The sequence below is a fragment of the Salmonella sp. SAL04157 genome, from assembly GCF_046551635.1.
Classification (GTDB): domain Bacteria; phylum Pseudomonadota; class Gammaproteobacteria; order Enterobacterales; family Enterobacteriaceae; genus Salmonella; species Salmonella enterica.
The window spans coordinates 21,031-40,844 of record NZ_JBGDVS010000012.1; the positions used below are offsets into that span (position 1 = coordinate 21,031).

The 19,814-nt window shown below is 53.1% G+C and carries 14 protein-coding genes and 1 pseudogene; 9 read left to right on the forward strand and 6 right to left on the reverse strand.

Features of this window, described 5'->3' with window-relative positions; genetic code table 11:
- Positions 1-8: 8 nt before the first annotated feature.
- The 3 genes from katG to ACLJRE_RS19930 form a co-directional block, all read right to left on the reverse strand.
- The gene (gene katG, locus ACLJRE_RS19920) at positions 9-2,189 is read right to left on the reverse strand and encodes a catalase/peroxidase HPI (protein ID WP_000108117.1); all 2,181 of its coding nucleotides are present in this window, start codon (positions 2,187-2,189) and stop codon (positions 9-11) included.
- A gap of 164 nt (positions 2,190-2,353) precedes the next feature.
- The gene (gene metF / locus ACLJRE_RS19925) at positions 2,354-3,244 is read right to left on the reverse strand and encodes a methylenetetrahydrofolate reductase (RefSeq protein WP_000007507.1); all 891 of its coding nucleotides are present in this window, start codon (positions 3,242-3,244) and stop codon (positions 2,354-2,356) included.
- 194 nt (positions 3,245-3,438) lie between these two features.
- Positions 3,439-4,995 carry a bifunctional metallophosphatase/5'-nucleotidase gene (locus tag ACLJRE_RS19930; RefSeq protein WP_058109057.1) on the reverse strand — a complete coding sequence of 519 codons (1,557 nt, stop codon included), beginning with the start codon at positions 4,993-4,995 and terminating at the stop codon, positions 3,439-3,441.
- A 135-nt stretch (positions 4,996-5,130) separates the two neighbouring features.
- Here ACLJRE_RS19930 and ACLJRE_RS19935 point away from each other — a divergent pair, with 135 nt between their 5' ends.
- Together ACLJRE_RS19935 and ACLJRE_RS19940 are read left to right on the forward strand one after the other, a co-directional pair.
- Entirely contained in the window at positions 5,131-6,255 is a 1,125-nt protein-coding gene (locus ACLJRE_RS19935; RefSeq protein WP_023212195.1) for a hypothetical protein, read from the forward strand.
- Between the two features lie 234 nt (positions 6,256-6,489).
- Positions 6,490-6,920: pseudogene (locus tag ACLJRE_RS19940) on the forward strand (hypothetical protein).
- A 62-nt stretch (positions 6,921-6,982) separates the two neighbouring features.
- Here ACLJRE_RS19940 and metL read toward each other — a convergent pair.
- Together metL and metB are read right to left on the reverse strand one after the other, a co-directional pair.
- Positions 6,983-9,415: a bifunctional aspartate kinase/homoserine dehydrogenase II gene (gene metL / locus ACLJRE_RS19945; protein ID WP_023212196.1), complete on the reverse strand. Its 2,433-nt coding sequence runs from the start codon at positions 9,413-9,415 to the stop codon at positions 6,983-6,985.
- Positions 9,416-9,417: 2 nt separating this feature from the next.
- Positions 9,418-10,578 (reverse strand): cystathionine gamma-synthase, encoded by a 1,161-nt coding sequence (metB, locus tag ACLJRE_RS19950; RefSeq protein WP_000197210.1) that lies wholly within the window; start codon positions 10,576-10,578, stop codon positions 9,418-9,420.
- A gap of 264 nt (positions 10,579-10,842) precedes the next feature.
- On the opposite strand from metB, the gene metJ reads away from it, so the two are divergent.
- The 3 genes from metJ to ACLJRE_RS19965 all read left to right on the forward strand — a co-directional run bounded on the left by metJ (position 10,843) and on the right by ACLJRE_RS19965 (position 14,269).
- A complete protein-coding gene (gene metJ / locus ACLJRE_RS19955) occupies positions 10,843-11,160 on the forward strand; it encodes a met regulon transcriptional regulator MetJ (RefSeq protein ID WP_000852811.1) in 318 nt (105 codons plus the stop codon).
- A 455-nt stretch (positions 11,161-11,615) separates the two neighbouring features.
- Complete coding sequence (locus ACLJRE_RS19960; protein WP_023137069.1) at positions 11,616-13,406, forward strand: aryl-sulfate sulfotransferase; 1,791 nt, start codon at positions 11,616-11,618, stop codon at positions 13,404-13,406.
- A 200-nt stretch (positions 13,407-13,606) separates the two neighbouring features.
- The gene (locus ACLJRE_RS19965) at positions 13,607-14,269 is read left to right on the forward strand and encodes a TIGR02117 family protein (RefSeq protein ID WP_058109058.1); all 663 of its coding nucleotides are present in this window, start codon (positions 13,607-13,609) and stop codon (positions 14,267-14,269) included.
- Positions 14,270-14,313: 44 nt separating this feature from the next.
- On the opposite strand, the gene rpmE is transcribed toward ACLJRE_RS19965, so the two are convergent.
- Positions 14,314-14,526 carry a 50S ribosomal protein L31 gene (gene rpmE / locus ACLJRE_RS19970; protein ID WP_000715284.1) on the reverse strand — a complete coding sequence of 71 codons (213 nt, stop codon included), beginning with the start codon at positions 14,524-14,526 and terminating at the stop codon, positions 14,314-14,316.
- A gap of 203 nt (positions 14,527-14,729) precedes the next feature.
- Between rpmE and priA the strand changes: the two genes are divergently transcribed.
- The 4 genes from priA (at position 14,730) to hslV (ending at position 19,813) form a co-directional block, all read left to right on the forward strand.
- The gene (gene priA, locus ACLJRE_RS19975; RefSeq protein WP_023212197.1) at positions 14,730-16,928 is read left to right on the forward strand and encodes a primosomal protein N'; all 2,199 of its coding nucleotides are present in this window, start codon (positions 14,730-14,732) and stop codon (positions 16,926-16,928) included.
- 154 nt (positions 16,929-17,082) lie between these two features.
- Positions 17,083-18,108 carry a DNA-binding transcriptional regulator CytR gene (gene cytR, locus ACLJRE_RS19980; RefSeq protein WP_000841337.1) on the forward strand — a complete coding sequence of 342 codons (1,026 nt, stop codon included), beginning with the start codon at positions 17,083-17,085 and terminating at the stop codon, positions 18,106-18,108.
- A gap of 93 nt (positions 18,109-18,201) precedes the next feature.
- Positions 18,202-19,191 (forward strand): cell division protein FtsN, encoded by a 990-nt coding sequence (gene ftsN, locus ACLJRE_RS19985; RefSeq protein WP_000068800.1) that lies wholly within the window; start codon positions 18,202-18,204, stop codon positions 19,189-19,191.
- Positions 19,192-19,282: 91 nt separating this feature from the next.
- Positions 19,283-19,813, forward strand: coding sequence for an ATP-dependent protease subunit HslV (gene hslV, locus ACLJRE_RS19990; protein ID WP_000208240.1), 531 nt, complete (start codon positions 19,283-19,285; stop codon positions 19,811-19,813).
- Position 19,814 lies beyond the last annotated feature (1 nt).

Consider the following 19,814-nt stretch of genomic DNA (forward strand, 5'->3'; position numbering starts at 1 on the left):
CATAAGATTTACAACAGATCGAAACGGTCCAGGTTCATCACTTTCACCCATGCCGCGACGAAGTCCTTCACAAACTTCTCGTGCGCATCGCTACACGCGTAAACTTCCGCCAGCGCGCGCAGTACGGAGTTGGAACCAAACACCAGATCGGCGCGGGTAGCCGTGTATTTCACCTCGCCAGTCAGACGATCCCGGCCTTCGAACAGCTCATTAGATTCGTCGGTCGGTTTCCACTCGTAACGCATATCCAGCAGATTAGCGAAGAAGTCTGTGCTGAGCACGCCCGGTCTGTCGGTAAAGACACCGTTCTGGCTGCCGTCAAAGTTGGTTCCCAGCACACGCATCCCGCCAACCAGTACCGTCATTTCCGGCGCGGTCAACGTTAACTGCTGCGCTTTATCAATCAACAGCGATTCGGTCGTCGACACATCCAGACGCGCACGATAGTTACGGAATCCATCGGCAATCGGTTCAAGCAGCGAGAACATCTCGATGTCGGTCTGATCCTGACGCGCATCCACCCGGCCCGGTGCAAAAGGTACGCTGATGCTGACACCCGCAGCAGCGGCCGCCTGCTCGATACCGACCACGCCCGCCAGCACAATAATATCGGCCAGCGAAGCTTTATTCGTCGTTTTCTGGATCTCTTCTAATACCGGCAGAACGCGAGCCGCAACGGCGTTGACCTCCCAGTCGCGCTGAGGCGCTAATGCCAGACGCGCGCCGTTAGCGCCGCCACGCTTATCGCCGCCGCGGAAAGTAGACGCGGATGCCCAGGCAACCGAAACCATCTCGCTAATAGAAAGCCCGGATGCAGCGATCGCCGCTTTCAGGTTGATAATGTCTTCCTGCGTTGGCTGATAGAGCGGTTGCGGCAACGGGTCCTGCCAGATCAGATCTTCTTTCGGCACTTCCGGTCCGATGTAACGCGCTTTTGGTCCCATATCTCTGTGCGTCAGTTTGAACCAGGCACGAGCAAAGGCTTCATTAAAGGCCTGCGGATCGTTAAGGAAACGACGGGAAATCTTCTCGAACTCCGGATCAAAACGCAGCGTCAGGTCGGTGACCAGCATGGTTGGCTTACGTTTTTTCGACGGATCGAACGGGTCCGGGATGATGTCCGGCGCGTCTACCGCTTCAAACTGGATAGCGCCAGCCGGACTACGGGTTTGTACCCACTCATATTTGAACAGGTTCTCGAAGAAATAGTTGCTCCACTGGGTCGGCGTCTGCGTCCAGACCACTTCCAGCCCGGAGGTGATAGCATCCGCGCCAACGCCGCTACCATAGCTGCTGGCCCAACCTAAGCCCTGCGCTTCAATCGGCGCGGCTTCCGGATCGGCCCCTACATGGGATGCCGCTGCCGCGCCGTGGGTTTTACCGAGGGTATGCCCGCCAGCGATCAACGCCACGGTCTCTTCGTCGTTCATCCCCATATTGCCAAAGGTAGCGCGAATAGCGGCGGCGGCAGAAAGTGGTTCGCCGCTGTGATCCGGCCCTTCCGGGTTAACGTAGATAAGGCCCATCTCGGTCGCGCCCAGCGGCGCTTTTGCCAGCGCTTCAGGGTGTCGGTGAGTCAACCAGGCTTTTTCATCGCCCCAGTTCACATCCAGATCCGGTTCCCAGACATCTTCACGCCCGGCGCCGAAACCGAAGGTACGGAAGCCGGAGTTTTCCAGCGCCACGTTACCCGCCAGAATAAACAGGTCGGCCCAGGAAATTTTCTGGCCATATTTCTGCTTAATCGGCCACAACAAACGACGCGCCTTATCCAGGCTGACGTTATCCGGCCAGGAGTTAAGCGGCGCAAAACGCTGTTGACCACGACCTGCGCCGCCACGACCATCAATAGAACGGTAGGTGCCAGCGCCATGCCAGGCCATACGAATAAACAAACCGACATAGCTGCCCCAGTCGGCGGGCCACCACGGTTGTGAATCGGTCAGCAGCGCCTTGAGATCCCCTTTCAGGGCGGAGTAGTCTAACTTGCTAAACTCTTTGCGGTAGTCAAAGTCTTCACCCAACGGGTTAGAACGGTTGGAATGTTGATTCAAAAGATCCACACGAAGCTGGTTCGGCCACCAGTCGCGGCTGGCTGTCCCTGCGCCTGCGCTTCGGTCATGCCCCCCCTGATGGAAAGGACATTTTCCAGTGGATAACGTGTTATGGGTATCGTCGGTCGTGCTCATATCTCAGCTCCCTTTTAAAGTGTTACCGTTACGATATACACCAGGAGCAAATAGATATAGTTGAATTAATCCACAGATTCGATAGCTAATACCTTTTATATTTTTAGTTACAGAGATGTAGATCAATATGAGGTGTAATAAAGCTCCCGGCAGGGAGCTGGAGATTATAAACCGGGTCTTACGCCCAGCGTGTGGCAAATGGCATAACTCATTTCCGCACGATTCAACGTGTAGAAGTGGAAATCCTTCACTCCTTCGCGGCTTAAAATTTTCACCATGTCCATCGCAATGTTAGCGCCCACCAGCTTGCGGGTTTCTGCGTCATCATCCAGCCCCTCAAACATCAGTGACATCCAGGACGGAATGCGGACATTGGTCATATCGGCAAATTTTTTCGCCTGTTTAAAATTAGACACCGGTAAAATGCCGGGAATAATTTCTACGTCGATACCGGCGGAAACACAGCGGTCACGAAAACGCAGATAGCTTTCCACATCGAAGAAAAATTGGGTTATCGCGCGGTTAGCGCCAGCATCCACTTTACGCTTCAGATTAAGCAGATCGGCCTGCGCGCTTTTCGCTTCCGGATGTACCTCCGGATAGGCCGCTACTGAAATATCGAAATCGGCCACCTCTTTGAGCAAACCAACCAGATCGGCGGCGTACATCTCCGGCTTACCGCTGCCCGGCGGCAAATCGCCGCGCAAAGCAACAATGTGGCGGATACCGTTATTCCAGTAGTCGCGGGCGATGGTGCGCAGCTCATCGCGCGTGGCGTCAATACAGGTAAGGTGCGGCGCGGCCTCAAGCCCAGTACGCTCTTTAATGCCTTTAATAACGCTATGAGTGCGGTCACGTTCTCCAGAGTTGGCGCCATACGTTACCGAAACAAACTTCGGTTTCAGACTGCTCAGGCGATCGATGGAGTTCCACAGGGTTTGCTCCATTTCACTGGTGCGCGGCGGGAAAAATTCAAACGAAACGTTAATCTGACCCTGTACTTCCGCCAGGCTCTGATTCAGGGCTTCCCGCTGGTTGGCGTGAAAAAAGCTCATACCTTACCTCATCAATCGCATGTTATTATTTGTTGTGTTGTAAACATCTATCCGTTTAGACGTCCAGATGTAAAAATGACGGAAAAGCAGAAGGACGTCAACTGAAAAATCACGCCAAAGAATGAGGAATATTCAGCAAAGTTGAATTTTCTTCATGTCACGCCGCGACACTGAACGCGCCGCGGCAGGGGAAATTACTTCTTCACATCCGCAACGCGCATCCCTTTGAGCTGCTCATCCGTGATGGTGTTGCCCGCCTTGAAGTAATCGACTATCGCATTCGACACATAGTAGCCGCCGGAGGTATTCCGCGCCTGGCCTTCCGTGAACGCCGCAAAACCATCGCCGCCGTCGGCAAGGAAGCTGTTGGTGGCAATGTGATAAACTGTAGCATCGTCAATCGACTTGCCATTGAGCGTCAGCACGGTAACCCGCTGGCCGAGAGGTTTGCTGCTGTCATACTTCATCTCCAGCCCTTTAGACACCTGCAATACGCCGTTGCTTAATCCGGCGCCATGCTCCATCAGGCTGCGCAATTGTTTACCGGTTAAATCCATCGTGACCAGTTCATTAGGGAACGGGAAGGTACTGATTACCGCCCCCATCGTCACCGCGCCAGCCGGGATTTCGTTGCGGATACCGCCAGAGTTAGTAAGCGCTAACTGGGTGTCTTTCCCCGCCGTAAAAAGCAGCGCATCCGCCGCCAGGTTCCCCAGCGACGACGATTCGCCATACGCGCGGGTCAGCTCAACCGGCGACTGCGCCACCGTCTGCTGCACGACTTTATCGAGCTTTTTGTTCCAGCCGTCGATCACCTGTTTCGTTTGCGGATCGGGCTTCCACTCATCAGCAAAAATGGTCTTCAGCTCGAAGTTCTTCACCGTAAAGTGGTGTGGTTTCTCTTTGTAATCCAGCACCAGTTTACCCACATCAATACCGCCGCTGTCCGTTGAGAGGATCAGCGTATTACCGACTTTAATCGGTTCCGGCGTACCGACATGCGCGTGGCCGGTAATCAAAATATCCAGCCCTTTTACCTGACTTGCGGTCTGAATATCTTTATCCAGCGCGCGTCGCACATCGGTATTCCCCATGCTGGACTGGCGGGCCGGGGTGCCTTCGTGAATCAGCGCGACGGTCAGATCGACTTTACCTTTAAGTTCATCAATGTAACGTTGCAGCCACTTAATTTCATCGCGTGCCTCAATGCCCACGCGCGTCGCGGCGGATACCGTATCATTAAAAGCAAAGACACCGTGTAAGCCGATTACGCCAATCTTGACGCCATCTTTTTCAACAATGGTGTACGGCTTATCCCAGAAGGATTTACTGCTGTCCTCATAAAAAATATTGCCCTGCACGATAGGGAATTTTGCCCGGCTCAGTTGCAACAATGTATTGTCCCAGCCATGATCGAACTCATGATTACCGATAGTGGCAGCGTCATACTGCATGGTATTCAATATATCGATAATCGCTTTACCCTTCGTCAGGCTGCTGATATACGGTCCGGTAAAGTAATCTCCGGCATCAAAAAACCACGTCGCCTTATTTTTGGCTTTTTCCTGCTTCACAAGCGTAGTGATATTGGCCCAGCCGCCAATATCGCGTTTACCGTCAGCAATCCACGGCACTTTATAAGGCTCTACGTGAGCATGAAGATCGTTGGTGTAAATAATGGTGACATCTTTGGCGCAGGCCCAGAACGGCAGCGTGAACAAAATACCGGCAGCAAGCAGTTTTACTTTCATAAATAAGTCCCTTTCAGTCATATAAAGATTCGCTACGTTACGTTCTGAAAGGTTTTTTTATGTGAGAGTCCTCACATCCGCGTACCGTTTTATGAAGGCAGAATCAACGACCTGCCAAAATCGTTGGTAAAATGTATGCCGCCTCTGTTCACCATTAATGCCTGCAAAAGCGCTGGTTGTCGCAATCTTGGGCTGCCTGACTCGCCGGATTATGTGTGGCCGGACTATCGCCTGGGTTATCCGGCATTGCATTGTCGAGCCTGCGGCAGTTATCCACCGCTCTTCAACGAGGGGGAATTTCGCCGCTGGGCGTCTGCTTATATCGCGCAATATGCCAAAGAGCATGGTCACTTTTGCCCCGACTGCTATCAAAAAACATGGATTCGTTATGGACGTAATCCCGGCGGAACGCAGCGACTTCAGTGCCAGTACTGTAAGAAGGTCTGGACGCCAAAACAGCACGCGCTGAATGCCGCCGAAACGCCGGAACAGATTTGCAGTATTCCGCTGCTCGTACCGTTTCAGGGAGCGAATGCCTTCCAGCAATTGTACTTTTTATTCAGTTTTGACGCTGTTCGCGGCAATATTCTTCACCTTTCCAGCAATTTCACGTTACTTTCTGCCGGAAAGAGTTTGCATTACCACTGGAAAGGAATTGCGCCGCCCGAGGGTGAGAATGGGGATATTATTCACCGTATCGCCATTAAAGAACGGCAATTTTTACAGCGTAGTCAGTTCGATGAGATTCAGTATGGCCCGGCGGCGCTTAAACGTAACGCGCAAGGAACAATACTTCGCCCGGTCATTACGGCGCATGGTCATTTTCGGGTGCTGAAAAACCGCTTTCCTGATGTCGCGACACACATCATTGCCCATGAGTGTTTTTTGCGCGGCGCGGTCATTACGGCATGGGCGGAGCGGTTTCGCCAGCGTCTCTCCTCGCTGTGGTTCGTTGAGGAAGAGATAAACGATGACGATTGCCGCGCAGAGTGGCAACTGTTAGGCAAAACATGGCAGGGATGGTGGCAAAATCAGTGGCAACTCTGGGGGCAAGGTCACAACCGCAAAATGGTCTGTTCGTTAACTGGTTCCCACTTAGAACAAGGTGTCGCCGTTAATCTGGCGGCCAGTCGCCGCTTTGTTACCTGGCTATGGCAACAACCTGAATTCCAGCAAAGCGCCCACTACTCCGCCAAACGCGTCACGCAAATTCTGTATTTGCTGACGGAAAAATATAACTCACAATGGAATCACATTTAACCCAATGATGTAATGCCACGCATAAAAAATCACAGATTATCATTCAGGAGGCGCTATAGATTTAATCACCTCACATCCTGCTTTTATACGCTGAAAAAGAATAGAACTATTTGATAAAATGGCCCTTCGTTTTAAGTTAATATCGGCTATAAACGTTGTTCACATAATAAATATTTATTATCAATTTGAATAGTTCTATACATTCTTATTTTCTATGAAAAACAAGGGATAAATATGGAAATTACTTTACCGTCAATGTCAGATAAAAAATGGACCTGCGCCGATCTCCTGAGTAGCTATCGATTCTGGGGGATCACTTTTTTCTTTTTGGTGCTCTCTTTTATCAGTTCGCTGGGATCGTCGTATGGTGTTTATTTTTGGAGTAAATCACTGTCTATTCCAGCCGATCGTATTGGTGTTATTCTCGTTTGCGTAAATGGCCCATCTGACGTAGTCAGGCTTATCATAGCACAGCAATATTGTGTCTGACGCTTAGCGGCGAAATCCGAACATTGCTGGCGAATGCAAACGAAAATACGGGGATACAGAGCGGCTGGGCGCTATTTTGGGCCTTGCTGTTCCCCCCTGTCGGCATAGCCATTATTCAGGCGAAGATGAATCGATTTATCGTCGCCAATGCAGAAAACGCATCTGACGAAGAATAAACAGATACCCCGGTTTGCCCGCTGCCGGATCTGGCGAAGCCGCTATCCGGCAGGCAGGCGTATTACAATAGCTGCGCCAGGCGGTTGATATCCGACTGAATCGCCCCGGCGGTCACATCGCGACCCGCGCCCGGCCCACGGATCACCAACGGGTTATCGCGATACCAGCGGCTTTCAATAGCAAAGACATTATCGCACGGCAGCAGCGCCGCCAGCGGATGCTCCGGACGCACCGCTTCAACGCCGACGCGCGCTTTGCCATTGGCGTCGAAACGCGCCACGTAACGCAACACCAGCCCCAGTTCGCGGGCTGCTTCCAGACGCTGTACCATCTGTTCATTCAGCGCGTCGCCGTTTTCGAAAAAGTGATCGATAGACCCTTCTTCACAATGCGCCGGCACCAACGATTCTACACGCACCTGATCCGGCTCGATGTCGTATCCCGCCTCGCGCGCCAGAATCACCAGCTTACGCATGACATCTTTTCCGGAAAGATCGACGCGCGGATCGGGTTCGGTCAGCCCCTGCTGCCAGGCCTGATCCACCAGATCGGTAAACGGCACCGTACCGTCAAATTGCAGGAACAGCCAGGATAGCGTCCCGGAGAAGATCCCGCTGATCGAGAGAATCGTATCGCCGCTGTCAATTAGATCCCGCACCGTGTGGTTGATCGGCAATCCCGCGCCCACGGTGGCGTTATACAGCCAGTAACGCCCGGTTTTTTCAAACGCGTCATGAATCTGGCGATACTTATCGCTGGCGCTTGCGCCCGCCAGTTTATTAGCGCTAATCACATGAAAACCGTGGCTGGCGAAATCCAGATACTGATCGGCCAATTGCTCGCTTGCTGTCACATCCAGCACCACTAAATCATCATACGGATGCGCACGCATCCACAGGAATAGCGACTCTTCGTCCTGCTCAACGGCTTCATCATCAAAGAATGCCAGCGCGCGGCTGGCGTCCAGCCCCTCATAATTCAGCAGGCTACGGCGGCTATCCACCACGCCCGCCAGCACAAATTCAAAACCAGTACGCGCGGAAAGCGTGCTTTGTTCACGGGCAAACAGTTCCAGCCAACGGGAGCCGATGTTCCCCTTACCGAACAGCATCAGGCCGATGCGTTTTTCGGCGCGGAAAACCGACTGATGCAGCCCCTGAATCAGGCTCTCAGTCGGGCCGGTACGCAGCACCGCCACCAGACTGATGCCCTCCTCCGACTGCCAGGTAAATTCCACTGGCTGACCTTTAAGCTGCTGCCAGAAGCGATGGCAGTGTAGCGGATTGCGAGTGACGCCCGCACCGACCATCGCCACCAGCGCCAGCCCCTGCCGCAGGCGCAATTCGCCCGGCAGCCCGACATCGTCGAGGAGTTTCAGTACGCTATCCGCTACCTCGGCGGTATAGCAGAACTGCAATAGCTGGCGATCGCGATGCACGCCCACCGCCAACGGACGCGCCTGCGCCCGTTTTAAAATGTGGTCGAGCTCTTTATGCGCCAGCCTGAAATCCTGGCTGGCAGGCACCTGAAACTCAATCAGACAGATATCATCGTGACTGGTCACGATACGCGCGCCCGTCCCGGAAGCCAGCACACGTTCAATGCGCGTGGAGCCTTGATCCGGCGTGTAGCTACAGCGCAACTGGAGGTCAATATCGCTGCCGGAAACCGGCTGTAGCGTGCGGGCGTGCAGAACAGGCGCCGCCAGACGCGCCAGCTCGCTGGCTTCGTCCAGACGCAGCAACGGCAGCAGGCAGGCATCTTTCACTTTGCGCGGGTCGGCGCTATAAACGCCCGCGACATCGCTCCAGATGGTCACGCGGGAAACACCCGCCAGCGCGCCGATTTGCGTGGCGGAATAGTCGGAACCGTTCCGGCCTAACAGGACTGTTTCGCCGTCGTGATTGCGGCTGATAAACCCGGTCACGACCAGACGTTTGCCAGGATGCTGCGCCAGTAGCTGTTGCAATAAAGGATAAGATAGCCCTTCATCAACCTGCGGCTGTGCGGCGCGTTCGGCGCGTAAAAATGCGCGCGCGTCCAGCCAGGCGGCATCCAGCCCCTGCTGATTCAGGACGGCGGACATCAATCTCGCCGACCAAATTTCGCCGTGTCCGACAATCTCGGCATAGACGGCATCCGTTATGCCGCCGTCGAGCAAGGCGGCAAGACGTTCCAGATCGCTAATAAAAGCGCTGGTTAAATCATCTGCCGCGTCGGCGGGAAGCAGACCGCTAATCAGATCGCACTGGTAGCGGCGTAACGTCTGTAATACCTGATGCGCAGAAAGGCGATCGGTCTGGCTTAACTTGAGCCAGCTAATCAACTGGTTGGTGGTACTGCCTGCGGCGGACACTACCATCATATCGTCAGGCTGCGAATACTCCGCCATAATGCCTGCGACACGCAGGTAACACTTCACATCCGCCAGACTACTGCCGCCAAATTTATGCAGTTGACGACCTTTCGCCCCTGCCTGCGCAATCACACTCATGTTTACCCCTTGTTTGCAGCCCGGAAGCCATTTTCCAGGTCGGCAATTAAATCTTCGCCATCTTCAATACCGGTGGAGATACGCAGTAGCGTTTCGGAGATCCCGGCGGCGGCACGCGCCTGCGGCGACATACCGGCATGCGTCATGGTGGCGGCGTGAGAGATCAAACTTTCCACTCCCCCTAAAGATTCCGCCAGCGTAAACAAAGACAGCCCGCCCAGAAAACGACGCAGCGTCTCCTCATCCCCATCCAGTTCAAAACTCAACATTGCGCCAAAGCCTTTTTGCTGACGCGCGGCAATCTCATGTCCCTGATTATCCGGCAGCGACGGATGATACAGTTTTTTCACCAACGGCTGGGTTTGCAAATAATCCACAATCGCCTGCGCGTTGCGCTGCGCCAGCTCCATACGCGGCACCAGAGTTCGCAAACCACGCAGCAGCAGATAACTATCAAACGCCCCGCCCGTCACGCCAATATTATTCGCCCACCACGCCAGTTCAGTGACCATTTCCGGATCTTTAGCAATCACCACGCCGGCCACGACATCCGAATGACCGTTGAGATATTTCGTGCATGAATGCAACACCAGATCGGCACCCAACGCCAGCGGATTTTGCAGCGCCGGGCTTAAAAACGTGTTATCAACGACGCTCACTGCGCCCGCCTCGCGCGCCAGCCGACAGATTTTCGCAATATCCACCACGCGTAACAATGGATTACTTGGACTTTCTACCAGTACCAGCTTCGGTTTTTCTTCCAGCGCCGCCTGTAAGGCGCGTTCATCGCCCTGATCGACAAACCGCACACGATAACAGCCGCGTGTCGCCAGACTGTCAAACAGACGATAACTGCCGCCGTAGCAATCATGCGGCGCGACCAGCAGATCGCCCGGCTTGAGGAAAACGGTGGTGACCAGATGAATCGCCGACATGCCGGTATTCGTCAATACCGCGCCCGCGCCGCCTTCCAGTTCCGCTAATGCGCGCTGAACCACATCACGCGTGGGATTACCGCGGCGGGAATAATCATGCGCGCGCGGCTCATTGAAACCGGTAAAGTTATAGGTACTGGAGAGATGGATTGGCGGCACAACGCAGCCGTATTGCTCGTCGTCGTTTAATCCGCTACGCACTGCGATAGTGGCCTGTTTACGCGTCATATGAAGATATTCCTGGCTGAGTCGGTGAAAGTCAGGCCACAGATTAACCACTACCACAATAGACGTCAATACATCTGGACATCTAAACTTCTTTGCGTATAGATTGAGCAAACCGCAAATAGCCGTTAAAATTATATGCATTAGCGCACATCTGCGACCGCTAACTTCGTGTCAGGGCCGCGCCACTACGGTAAACTACGCGCGATTATGGTCCGGGCTCAGGTTCAGACCTCAATATTAATGACGAAGAGGATTAAGTATCTCATGGCTGAATGGAGCGGCGAATATATCAGCCCATACGCTGAGCACGGTAAGAAGAGTGAGCAAGTCAAAAAAATTACGGTTTCCATTCCTCTGAAGGTGTTAAAAATCCTCACCGATGAACGTACGCGTCGTCAGGTGAACAACCTGCGCCACGCCACCAACAGCGAGCTGTTGTGTGAAGCATTTCTGCACGCCTTTACCGGGCAACCCTTGCCGGATGATGCCGATCTGCGAAAAGAGCGCAGCGATGAAATCCCGGAAGCGGCAAAAGAGATCATGCGTGAGATGGGGATTGACCCGGAAACGTGGGAATACTGATAGCAAAGCATGCGGTCAGAACGCCTCTGGCCGCGCTTTTTTAACGATTCCCTTGTACACGGCTATCTCCGACATTTTTCTAAACGTTCATCTTCCCGAATAGCCCTCGATAGATAAATTTGTCAGACATGATAAGTTTCTCTTCGTTATTTTCCTGAAAAAAATCCCCGACATGCCATAACCGATATAATTTTATTATATTTAAACTTCCAATATTTGTTTAATGTTTCACGTAGCAAAGCGTACATAAATAATAATACACTGCCATATATTTACTGAATAAATAGCATAACGATGAGTATTGTTAAAAAGACCATGAACACCTCATATTTGTGACCAACATCATTATTCCCCTCCGCGGATTGCTTTACTTTTTTAAATGTTTTTTCATCTCCGATAAATAAGAAGGTTAATATACATTCATTTTATCGATAATATCGAATGGGGAAATAAATATGTTATTTACAAGGAAAGTCTTATCTGTATTATGCTGCCTGTGTTTGAGCGGCAGCGTTTTGGCCTCAGGCGTTTTAGACCCAAACAGGCCAATGGTCGCATCAGCAGATGTCATTCCAGTACATGAAGGGCCATTAGGTATGGTCGATGTCGCTCCCTACGGCGGCGTTTTCCCATTAACAGCAATCATTAATAAAGCCAATCATAATGTACAGGACGTGAAGGTTACCGTTTTAGGGAAAGGGGAAAAAGGCATCCCGATCAGTTATGATGTCGGCCCGCAGGCTATAAATACCCATGACGGCATACCTGTATTTGGCTTGTATCCAGATTATGTCAATAAAGTTAAAGTTGACTGGACTGAAGAAGGTAAAAAACAAACTTATACGTGGTCCATTTACGCCGCACCGGTATCATTACCCTCTACTACCGGGCAAACTGCCGTTCTTCCTACGGTAGAACCGGTTAAAGTCGATAGCTCGCTTAAAAATCGCTTATATCTTTTTAACCATATAACAGGGATGCCAAGAGCCGGCCACATTATGCATGTCGCAGGCGGCGCGGCGAACTGGGATTATACCGGTATCAACTGGATTAGCGATACGAATGGCGATGTTCGCGGCTATATGAATATTGATAAATTCCGTAACCAGGATGATATAACGCGCTTTGGTTCCATGATGAGCTTCCATCAGGTTAACGATGGCAATCTTATTTTTGGCCAGGGTCAACGTTACTTTAAATATGATTTCTTAGGCCGCGTTATTTCCGATAAACGACTGCCAAAAGGATTTATTGATTTTTCGCACGCCATTACCGAAACGCCGAAAGGCACCTACCTGCTGCGTGTCGCAAAAGAAAATTATCCATTAAATGGTAAATACACCATCAATACGGTACGTGATCATATTCTTGAAGTTGACCAGAACGGCGATACCGTCGATTACTGGGATCTGCCAAAAATCCTCGACCCCTATCGTGACGACGTTATTCTGGCGATGGATCAGGGAGCGGTATGTTTGAGCGTCGATGCCGAACATTCCGGTCAGGTCATGACCAAAGAGCAGCTTGCAAAGCAACCCTTCGGCGATATCGCGGGTTCCGGCCCGGGCCGCAACTGGGCGCATGTCAACTCCGTCAGCTACGATCCTCGCGACGACAGCATTATCATTAGCTCGCGCCACCAGTCTGCCATCATCAAAATTGGCCGCGATAAAAAAGTGAAATGGATACTTTCCGATCCATCCGGCTGGAAAGGCGAACTGGCGAAAAAAGTGCTGAAACCCGTAGACAGCAACGGTAAACCGCTAACCTGCGAAGCGCACCACTGCGACGGTGGATTTGATTGGACATGGACACAACATACCGGTTGGTTAGTGCCATCCAAAAGCACCGGAGGTAAAACCGTCGTGACCGCCTTTGATAACGGCGATGCGCGCGGCATGGAACAACCGGCCATGCCGTCAATGAAATATTCCCGCGGCGTGGAATATCAGATTGACGAAAAAAATATGACGGTTTCCCAAATGTGGGAATATGGTAAAGAGCGCGGTTTTGACTGGTACAGCGCCATTACTTCCGTCACGGAATATCGCCCGGAAACCAAAACGATGTTCATGTACTCGGCTACAGCGGGAATGAGCGGTACAAAACCGATCGTTTCCGTTCTGGATGAAGTCAAAGACGGTACTCAGGATGTGATGCTGGAGCTAAAAGTACACAGTAACCGTGCCGGTATGCTGGGTTATCGGGCGCTGATTATCGATCCAGAGCAGATGTTTAAAAAATAAAGCGAGATAGTAAAAGTAAAACAGGCGGAAGCTAACTTCCGCCTGAATGGTTAAAACGTATTGTAGTTATGACATTCGCCTTATTGCCCTCGAAGAGGAATGCAAAAATATCAATGAATTACCAATCCGGCACCGACCCGATAAACGCAGCGTCATTAGACAAACGCCACAACATACCGCGCCTTTGCTGGTGATATGTCATGAAAAATCTCTTTATCGCCTGGTTAAGTTTACTGCTATATGGCTGCACAACCTTTCCACAAGCCGTAAAACCTACGACAGGCGGACATCCCTCCCCGACGGAAATCTATATCGTCAGTCATGGCTGGCACACGGGAATTATTGCGCCGGCCCATGATGTTAATACCGCTCTGCCACAGCTTAAAAAACGGTTCGCTCAGGAGACGCAGTGGTATGAAATCGGCTGGGGCGATAAGGGCTTTTATCAGTCACAAGAAATAACCACCGCGCTTACGCTCCAGGCCATGTTCTGGTCATCCGGCGCGGTTATGCACATCGTCGCCTTTTCCGGTAAACCAGAACGCTATTTCGCCGGTAGCGAGATAAAATCACTGCTCCTGCACACAAACCAGCGTAACAGTCTGATGCGTTATCTGGGCCGCAGCTTTGCGCGTGACGCAGAGGGTAATCTGATTCCGTTAAAACAAGGAATTTACGGCGATAGCCAGTTTTACGCCGCGAATGGCCGCTACGGCATACTCAATACCTGCAATAAATGGACAGCGAAGGGGCTGGAAAGCGCGGGACTGACTATAAATCCTTCGTTAAAACTCACGGCAGGAAGCGTAATGAAAGCGATTACGGATCACAGAATGTGTCTGAACAAATACTGTTATCCCTAGAAAACAAAAAAAGCGCCCTGCGGCGCTTTTTTTCTGGCGGTAACTTATTTGCTGCCAGGGATGCTGAAGCGCTTGTTGAAGCGCTCAACACGACCACCGGTATCAACAACACGCTGCTTACCAGTGAAGAACGGGTGGCATTTGCCGCACACGTCCAGGTTCAGGTCGTGACCCACGGTAGAGTGGGTTTTGATAACATTACCGCAAGAACAGGTTGCAGTAATTTCTACGTAATTCGGGTGAATACCTTTTTTCATGGGGAACCTCAGTGTAAGGCCGCGTCGCTCTTCCAGCCCTAACGCCAGACACCACGCGAAGTTAATAGTAAAGGGTTTGATGCTCACAACACGCACCAAAGGCGGCGAATCATACAGAATTTGACCACCGTATGCAAACTGATCCGCGCTCCCTTATCGTAATGTGTATACTACCCGACGAAATTTCAAGTCAGGAAGATGCTATGTCCGTCGCGCACGTTGCCTTGCCCGTTCCGCTTCCCCGAACCTTTGATTACCTGCTGCCGGAAGGCGGGGTCGCCAAAGCCGGGTGCCGCGTGTGCGTGCCGTTCGGCAAGCAGCAAGAGCGCGTGGGCATTGTCGTCTCGGTTAGCGACCACAGCGAATTGCCGCTCGATGAATTAAAATCGGTCATTGAAATCCTGGATAACGAGCCAATCTTTTCTCCCTCCATCTGGCGCTTACTCCTCTGGGCGGCGGATTACTACCACCATCCCCTCGGCGACGTTCTGTTTCACGCTCTGCCGGTTTTACTGCGTCAGGGAAAACCAGCCAGCAACGCGCCCCTATGGTATTGGTTCGCCACCGAAGAGGGGCAAGCCGTCGACATCAACAGCCTGAAACGCTCCGCCAAACAACAACAGGCGCTGGCGGCGCTACGGCAAGGAAAGATCTGGCGCTATCAGGTAGCCGAGCTTGATTTTACTGACGCCACGCTGCAAACGCTGCGGCGTAAGGGGCTTTGTGAGCTTGCCAGTGAAACGCCCGCGTTTACCGACTGGCGGGAGCATTATGCCGTCACAGGAGAGCGCCTGCGGCTGAATACCGAACAGGCGACAGCAGTCGGCGCGATTCACAGCGCGTCGGACGGTTTCTCCGCCTGGTTGCTGGCAGGCGTAACCGGTTCCGGCAAGACCGAAGTGTATCTGAGCGTGCTGGAAAACATCCTCGCCCAGGGCAAACAGGCGCTGGTGATGGTGCCGGAAATCGGCCTGACGCCGCAAACGATCGCCCGTTTTCGCGAACGTTTTAACGCGCCGGTGGAAGTGCTGCATTCCGGGCTAAACGACAGCGAGCGTCTTTCGGCATGGCTGAAAGCGAAAAACGGCGAAGCGGCGATTGTCATCGGCACGCGCTCCTCGCTGTTTACGCCGTTTAAAAATCTTGGCGTAATTGTCATCGACGAAGAGCACGACAGCTCTTATAAACAGCAGGAAGGGTGGCGCTACCATGCCCGCGATTTGGCTGTGTATCGCGCCCATAGCGAGCAGATCCCGATTATTCTCGGCTCCGCCACCCCAGCCCTGGAAACGCTATGCAACGTGCGGCAGAAAAAATACCGGATGCTGCGTCTGACGCGGCGCGCAGGCAACGCCCGCCCAGCCCTGCAGCATGTGCTGGATTTAAAAGGCCAGCGTCTTCAGGCGGGACTGGCGCCCGCCCTTATCGCCCGTATGCGCCAACATCTCCAGGCCGACAATCAGGTAATTTTATTTCTTAACCGCCGGGGATTCGCGCCCGCGCTGCTTTGCCACGACTGCGGCTGGATTGCGGAGTGCCCGCGTTGCGATCACTACTACACGCTGCACCAGGCGCAGCATCATTTACGCTGTCATCACTGCGACAGCCAGCGTCCGGTACCGCGTCAGTGCCCCTCCTGCGGCTCCACACATATGCTACCGGTTGGGTTAGGGACGGAACAACTGGAGCAGGTGCTGGCGCCCTTCTTCCCCGGCGTGCCGATCTCACGAATCGACCGTGATACCACCAGTCGTAAAGGCGCGCTGGAGCAGCATCTGGCGGAAGTTCACCGCGGCGGAGCGCGCATTCTGATAGGCACACAAATGCTGGCGAAAGGCCATCACTTTCCGGACGTCACGCTGGTGGCGTTGCTGGACGTCGATGGCGCGCTTTTTTCCGCAGATTTTCGTTCGGCGGAACGCTTCGCCCAGCTCTACACTCAGGTTTCCGGCCGCGCCGGGCGCGCGGGTAAACAGGGCGAAGTGGTGCTCCAAACGCACCATCCTGAGCATCCCCTGCTGCAAACGTTACTGTATAAAGGCTATGATGCGTTTGCGGAGCAGGCGCTGGCGGAACGGCAAACGCTCCAGCTTCCGCCGTGGACCAGCCACGTCATTATTCGCGCAGAGGATCACAACAATCAGCAGGCGCCCGTCTTTCTCCAGCAGTTGCGTAATCTGATTCAGGCCAGCCCGCTATCAGACGATAAGCTGTGGATCTTAGGTCCGGTTCCGGCCCTCGCGCCAAAACGCGGCGGCCGCTATCGCTGGCAAATTTTACTTCAGCATCCTTCACGGATTCGCCTGCAACACATCATCAGCGGCACGCTGGCGTTGATCAATACGCTCCCTGAAGCGCGGAAAGTTAAATGGGTTCTGGACGTCGATCCGATTGAAGGATAGTCCTCACGATGCGAGGCGGATCGTAAAATTAAAGATCCATCACACTTTTTATGAAAATTCTGTAACCGCTTCCACGCACTATCTGATAAAAATGTTTTCGATGAGTGTTACCAGGGATAGATCTGCGCCAGCAGTTCCCAGGCGAGGAGAAAGAGTGAAATCGAACAAGCAGGTTACTGCCGCTACGATGAAGGATGTTGCGTTGAAGGCGAAAGTCTCTACGGCAACCGTATCCCGCGCGTTAATGAACCCCGATAAAGTCTCCCAGTCGACCCGTAGCCGGGTTGAACAGGCCGCGCTTGAAGTGGGTTATTTCCCGCAGTCGATGGGGCGAAATGTAAAACGCAATGAATCCCGTACGATTCTGGTGATTGTCCCGGATATTTGCGATCCCTTCTTCAGTGAAATTATCCGCGGTATCGAAGTGACCGCGGCAGAACAGGGGTATCTGGTGCTGATTGGCGATTGCGCCCATCAAAACCAGAAAGAAAAAACCTTTCTTAATCTCATCATCACCAAACAGATCGACGGCATGGTACTTCTCAGTTCCCGACTGCCCTTTGACGCCAGCGTTGAGGAGCAGCGCAATTTGCCTCCGATGGTGATGTCGAATGAGTTTGCGCCGGAGCTTGAACTGCCGACGGTACATATCGATAACCTCACCGCCGCGTTCAATGCCATGAACTACCTGTTGGATTTGGGCCACAAGCGGATTGGTTGTATTGCGGGGCCGGAAGATATGCCGCTCTGTCACTATCGCTTACAAGGTTACGTACAGGCATTAAGACGCAGTGGCATTGTGGTCGATCCGCATTACATCGCCCGTGGCGACTTTACCTTTGAAGCCGGGGCAAACGCATTAAAGCAGTTGCTTGAGCAACCGTTGCCGCCTACCGCCGTCTTTTGTCATAGCGACGTAATGGCGCTGGGCGCCCTCTCCTGGGCCAAGCGCCAGGGTCTGAAAGTGCCTGACGATCTGTCGATTATCGGCTTTGACAATATCGCGCTGGCCGAGTTTTGCGATCCTCCATTGACAACCGTGGCGCAGCCGCGTTTTGACATTGGTCGCGAGGCGATGCTGCTGTTGCTCGATCAGATGCAGGGGCAAAATGTGAGCAGCGGCTCGCGTTTAATGGATTGCGAGCTGATTATTCGCGGTTCTACGCGCGCTTTACCCTAAAGTAAATAGCTTTAAGACTCACCTGTCTGGTCAAAGGCCCGCCGCTTCAGTAACATGACGGGCTGACGAACGAATAAATACAGCGAAACGATAGTGGCACAACGAGATTATGTACGTCGCGGCCAACCGGCTCCTTCGCGGCGCAAAAAGAGCACCTCACGGAACTCACGGAAGAAGCAAAGCAACATGCCTGCCGTCTCGCCGGCAATGGTCGCGATTGCGGCAGCCGTCCTTGTGACCTTTATCGGCGGTCTGTACTTCATTACTCACCATAAGAAAGAAGAGTCCGAAACGCTACAAAACCAGAAAGTCACCGGCAATGGGCTTCCGCCAAAACCGGAAGAGCGCTGGCGTTACATCAAAGAGCTGGAAAGTCGCCAGCCGGGCGTGCGTACGCCAACGGAACCGTCCGCCGGCGGCGAAGTCATGAATCCGAATCAGCTCACCAGCGAGCAGCGTCAACTCCTGGAGCAGATGCAGGCGGATATGCGTCAGCAGCCGACGCAACTTAACGAAGTGCCGTGGAACGAGCAGACGCCAGAACAACGCCAGCAAACGCTACAGCGCCAGCGTCAGGCGCAGCAGCAGCAGCAGCAGCAGCAGCAGTGGGCTCAAACGCAGCCTGTTCAGCAACCACGTACGCAGCCGCGGGTAAACGAGCAGCCGCAAACACGCACGGTACAGTCCGCCCCGGCGCAACCCGCGCGCCAAAGTCAGCCGCCGAAGCAGACGGCCTCGCAGCAACCTTATCAGGATTTGCTGCAAACGCCGGCGCATACCAGCGCGGCAGCGCCGAAAGCCGCACCAATTACGCGCGCGCCTGAAGCGCCGAAGGCGACAGCAGAGAAAAAAGATGAGCGTCGCTGGATGGTGCAATGTGGTTCATTCAAAGGCGCCGAGCAGGCAGAAAGCGTCCGCGCTCAGCTGGCGTTTGAAGGCTTTGACTCCAAAATTACCACCAATAACGGCTGGAATCGCGTGGTTATCGGGCCGGTGAAAGGTAAAGAAAATGCCGACAGCACCATTAACCGTCTGAAGATGGCGGGCCATACAAACTGCATTCGACTCGCCACCGGGGGTTGAAACCCTCAAAATCTCCCCCATCTATACTTGCATTATGCCCCGTACGCCGTACGGGGCCGCAATTCAGCATTAGTAACCAAGGGGTCTGCTCGTGACAACAATAGTAAGCGTACGCCGTAACGGCCACGTGGTAATCGCCGGTGATGGTCAGGCCACACTGGGTAACACAGTAATGAAAGGCAACGTGAAGAAAGTCCGCCGCCTCTACAACGACAAGGTCATTGCGGGCTTTGCGGGCGGTACTGCGGATGCATTCACGCTGTTCGAGCTGTTTGAACGTAAACTGGAAATGCATCAGGGGCACCTGGTCAAAGCCGCCGTTGAACTGGCGAAAGACTGGCGTACCGACCGTATGCTACGCAAACTGGAAGCGTTGCTGGCCGTCGCGGATGAAACCGCCTCGCTCATCATCACGGGTAACGGCGATGTCGTGCAACCTGAAAACGATTTAATTGCTATCGGCTCCGGCGGTCCTTATGCCCAGGCTGCCGCTCGCGCTCTGTTGGAAAATACCGAGCTCGGCGCGCGCGAAATTGCTGAAAAGGCGTTGGATATTGCAGGCGATATCTGCATTTACACCAACCATTTCCACACCATTGAAGAATTGACCGCCAAAGCGTAAG

Bases quoted from the DNA above. Each gene is read 5' to 3' on its own strand.
- rpmE (WP_000715284.1), bottom strand. From the start codon at position 14,526: ATGAAAAAAGGTATTCACCCGAATTACGTAGAAATTACTGCAACCTGT.
- ACLJRE_RS19960 (WP_023137069.1), top strand. From the start codon at position 11,616: ATGTTATTTACAAGGAAAGTCTTATCTGTATTATGCTGCCTGTGTTTG.
- ACLJRE_RS19930 (WP_058109057.1), bottom strand. From the start codon at position 4,995: ATGAAAGTAAAACTGCTTGCTGCCGGTATTTTGTTCACGCTGCCGTTC.
- metB (WP_000197210.1), bottom strand. From the start codon at position 10,578: ATGACGCGTAAACAGGCCACTATCGCAGTGCGTAGCGGATTAAACGAC.
- priA (WP_023212197.1), top strand. From the start codon at position 14,730: ATGTCCGTCGCGCACGTTGCCTTGCCCGTTCCGCTTCCCCGAACCTTT.
- ACLJRE_RS19935 (WP_023212195.1), top strand. From the start codon at position 5,131: ATGCCGCCTCTGTTCACCATTAATGCCTGCAAAAGCGCTGGTTGTCGC.
- metJ (WP_000852811.1), top strand. From the start codon at position 10,843: ATGGCTGAATGGAGCGGCGAATATATCAGCCCATACGCTGAGCACGGT.
- metF (WP_000007507.1), bottom strand. From the start codon at position 3,244: ATGAGCTTTTTTCACGCCAACCAGCGGGAAGCCCTGAATCAGAGCCTG.
- ACLJRE_RS19965 (WP_058109058.1), top strand. From the start codon at position 13,607: ATGAAAAATCTCTTTATCGCCTGGTTAAGTTTACTGCTATATGGCTGC.
- metL (WP_023212196.1), bottom strand. From the start codon at position 9,415: ATGAGTGTGATTGCGCAGGCAGGGGCGAAAGGTCGTCAACTGCATAAA.
- katG (WP_000108117.1), bottom strand. From the start codon at position 2,189: ATGAGCACGACCGACGATACCCATAACACGTTATCCACTGGAAAATGT.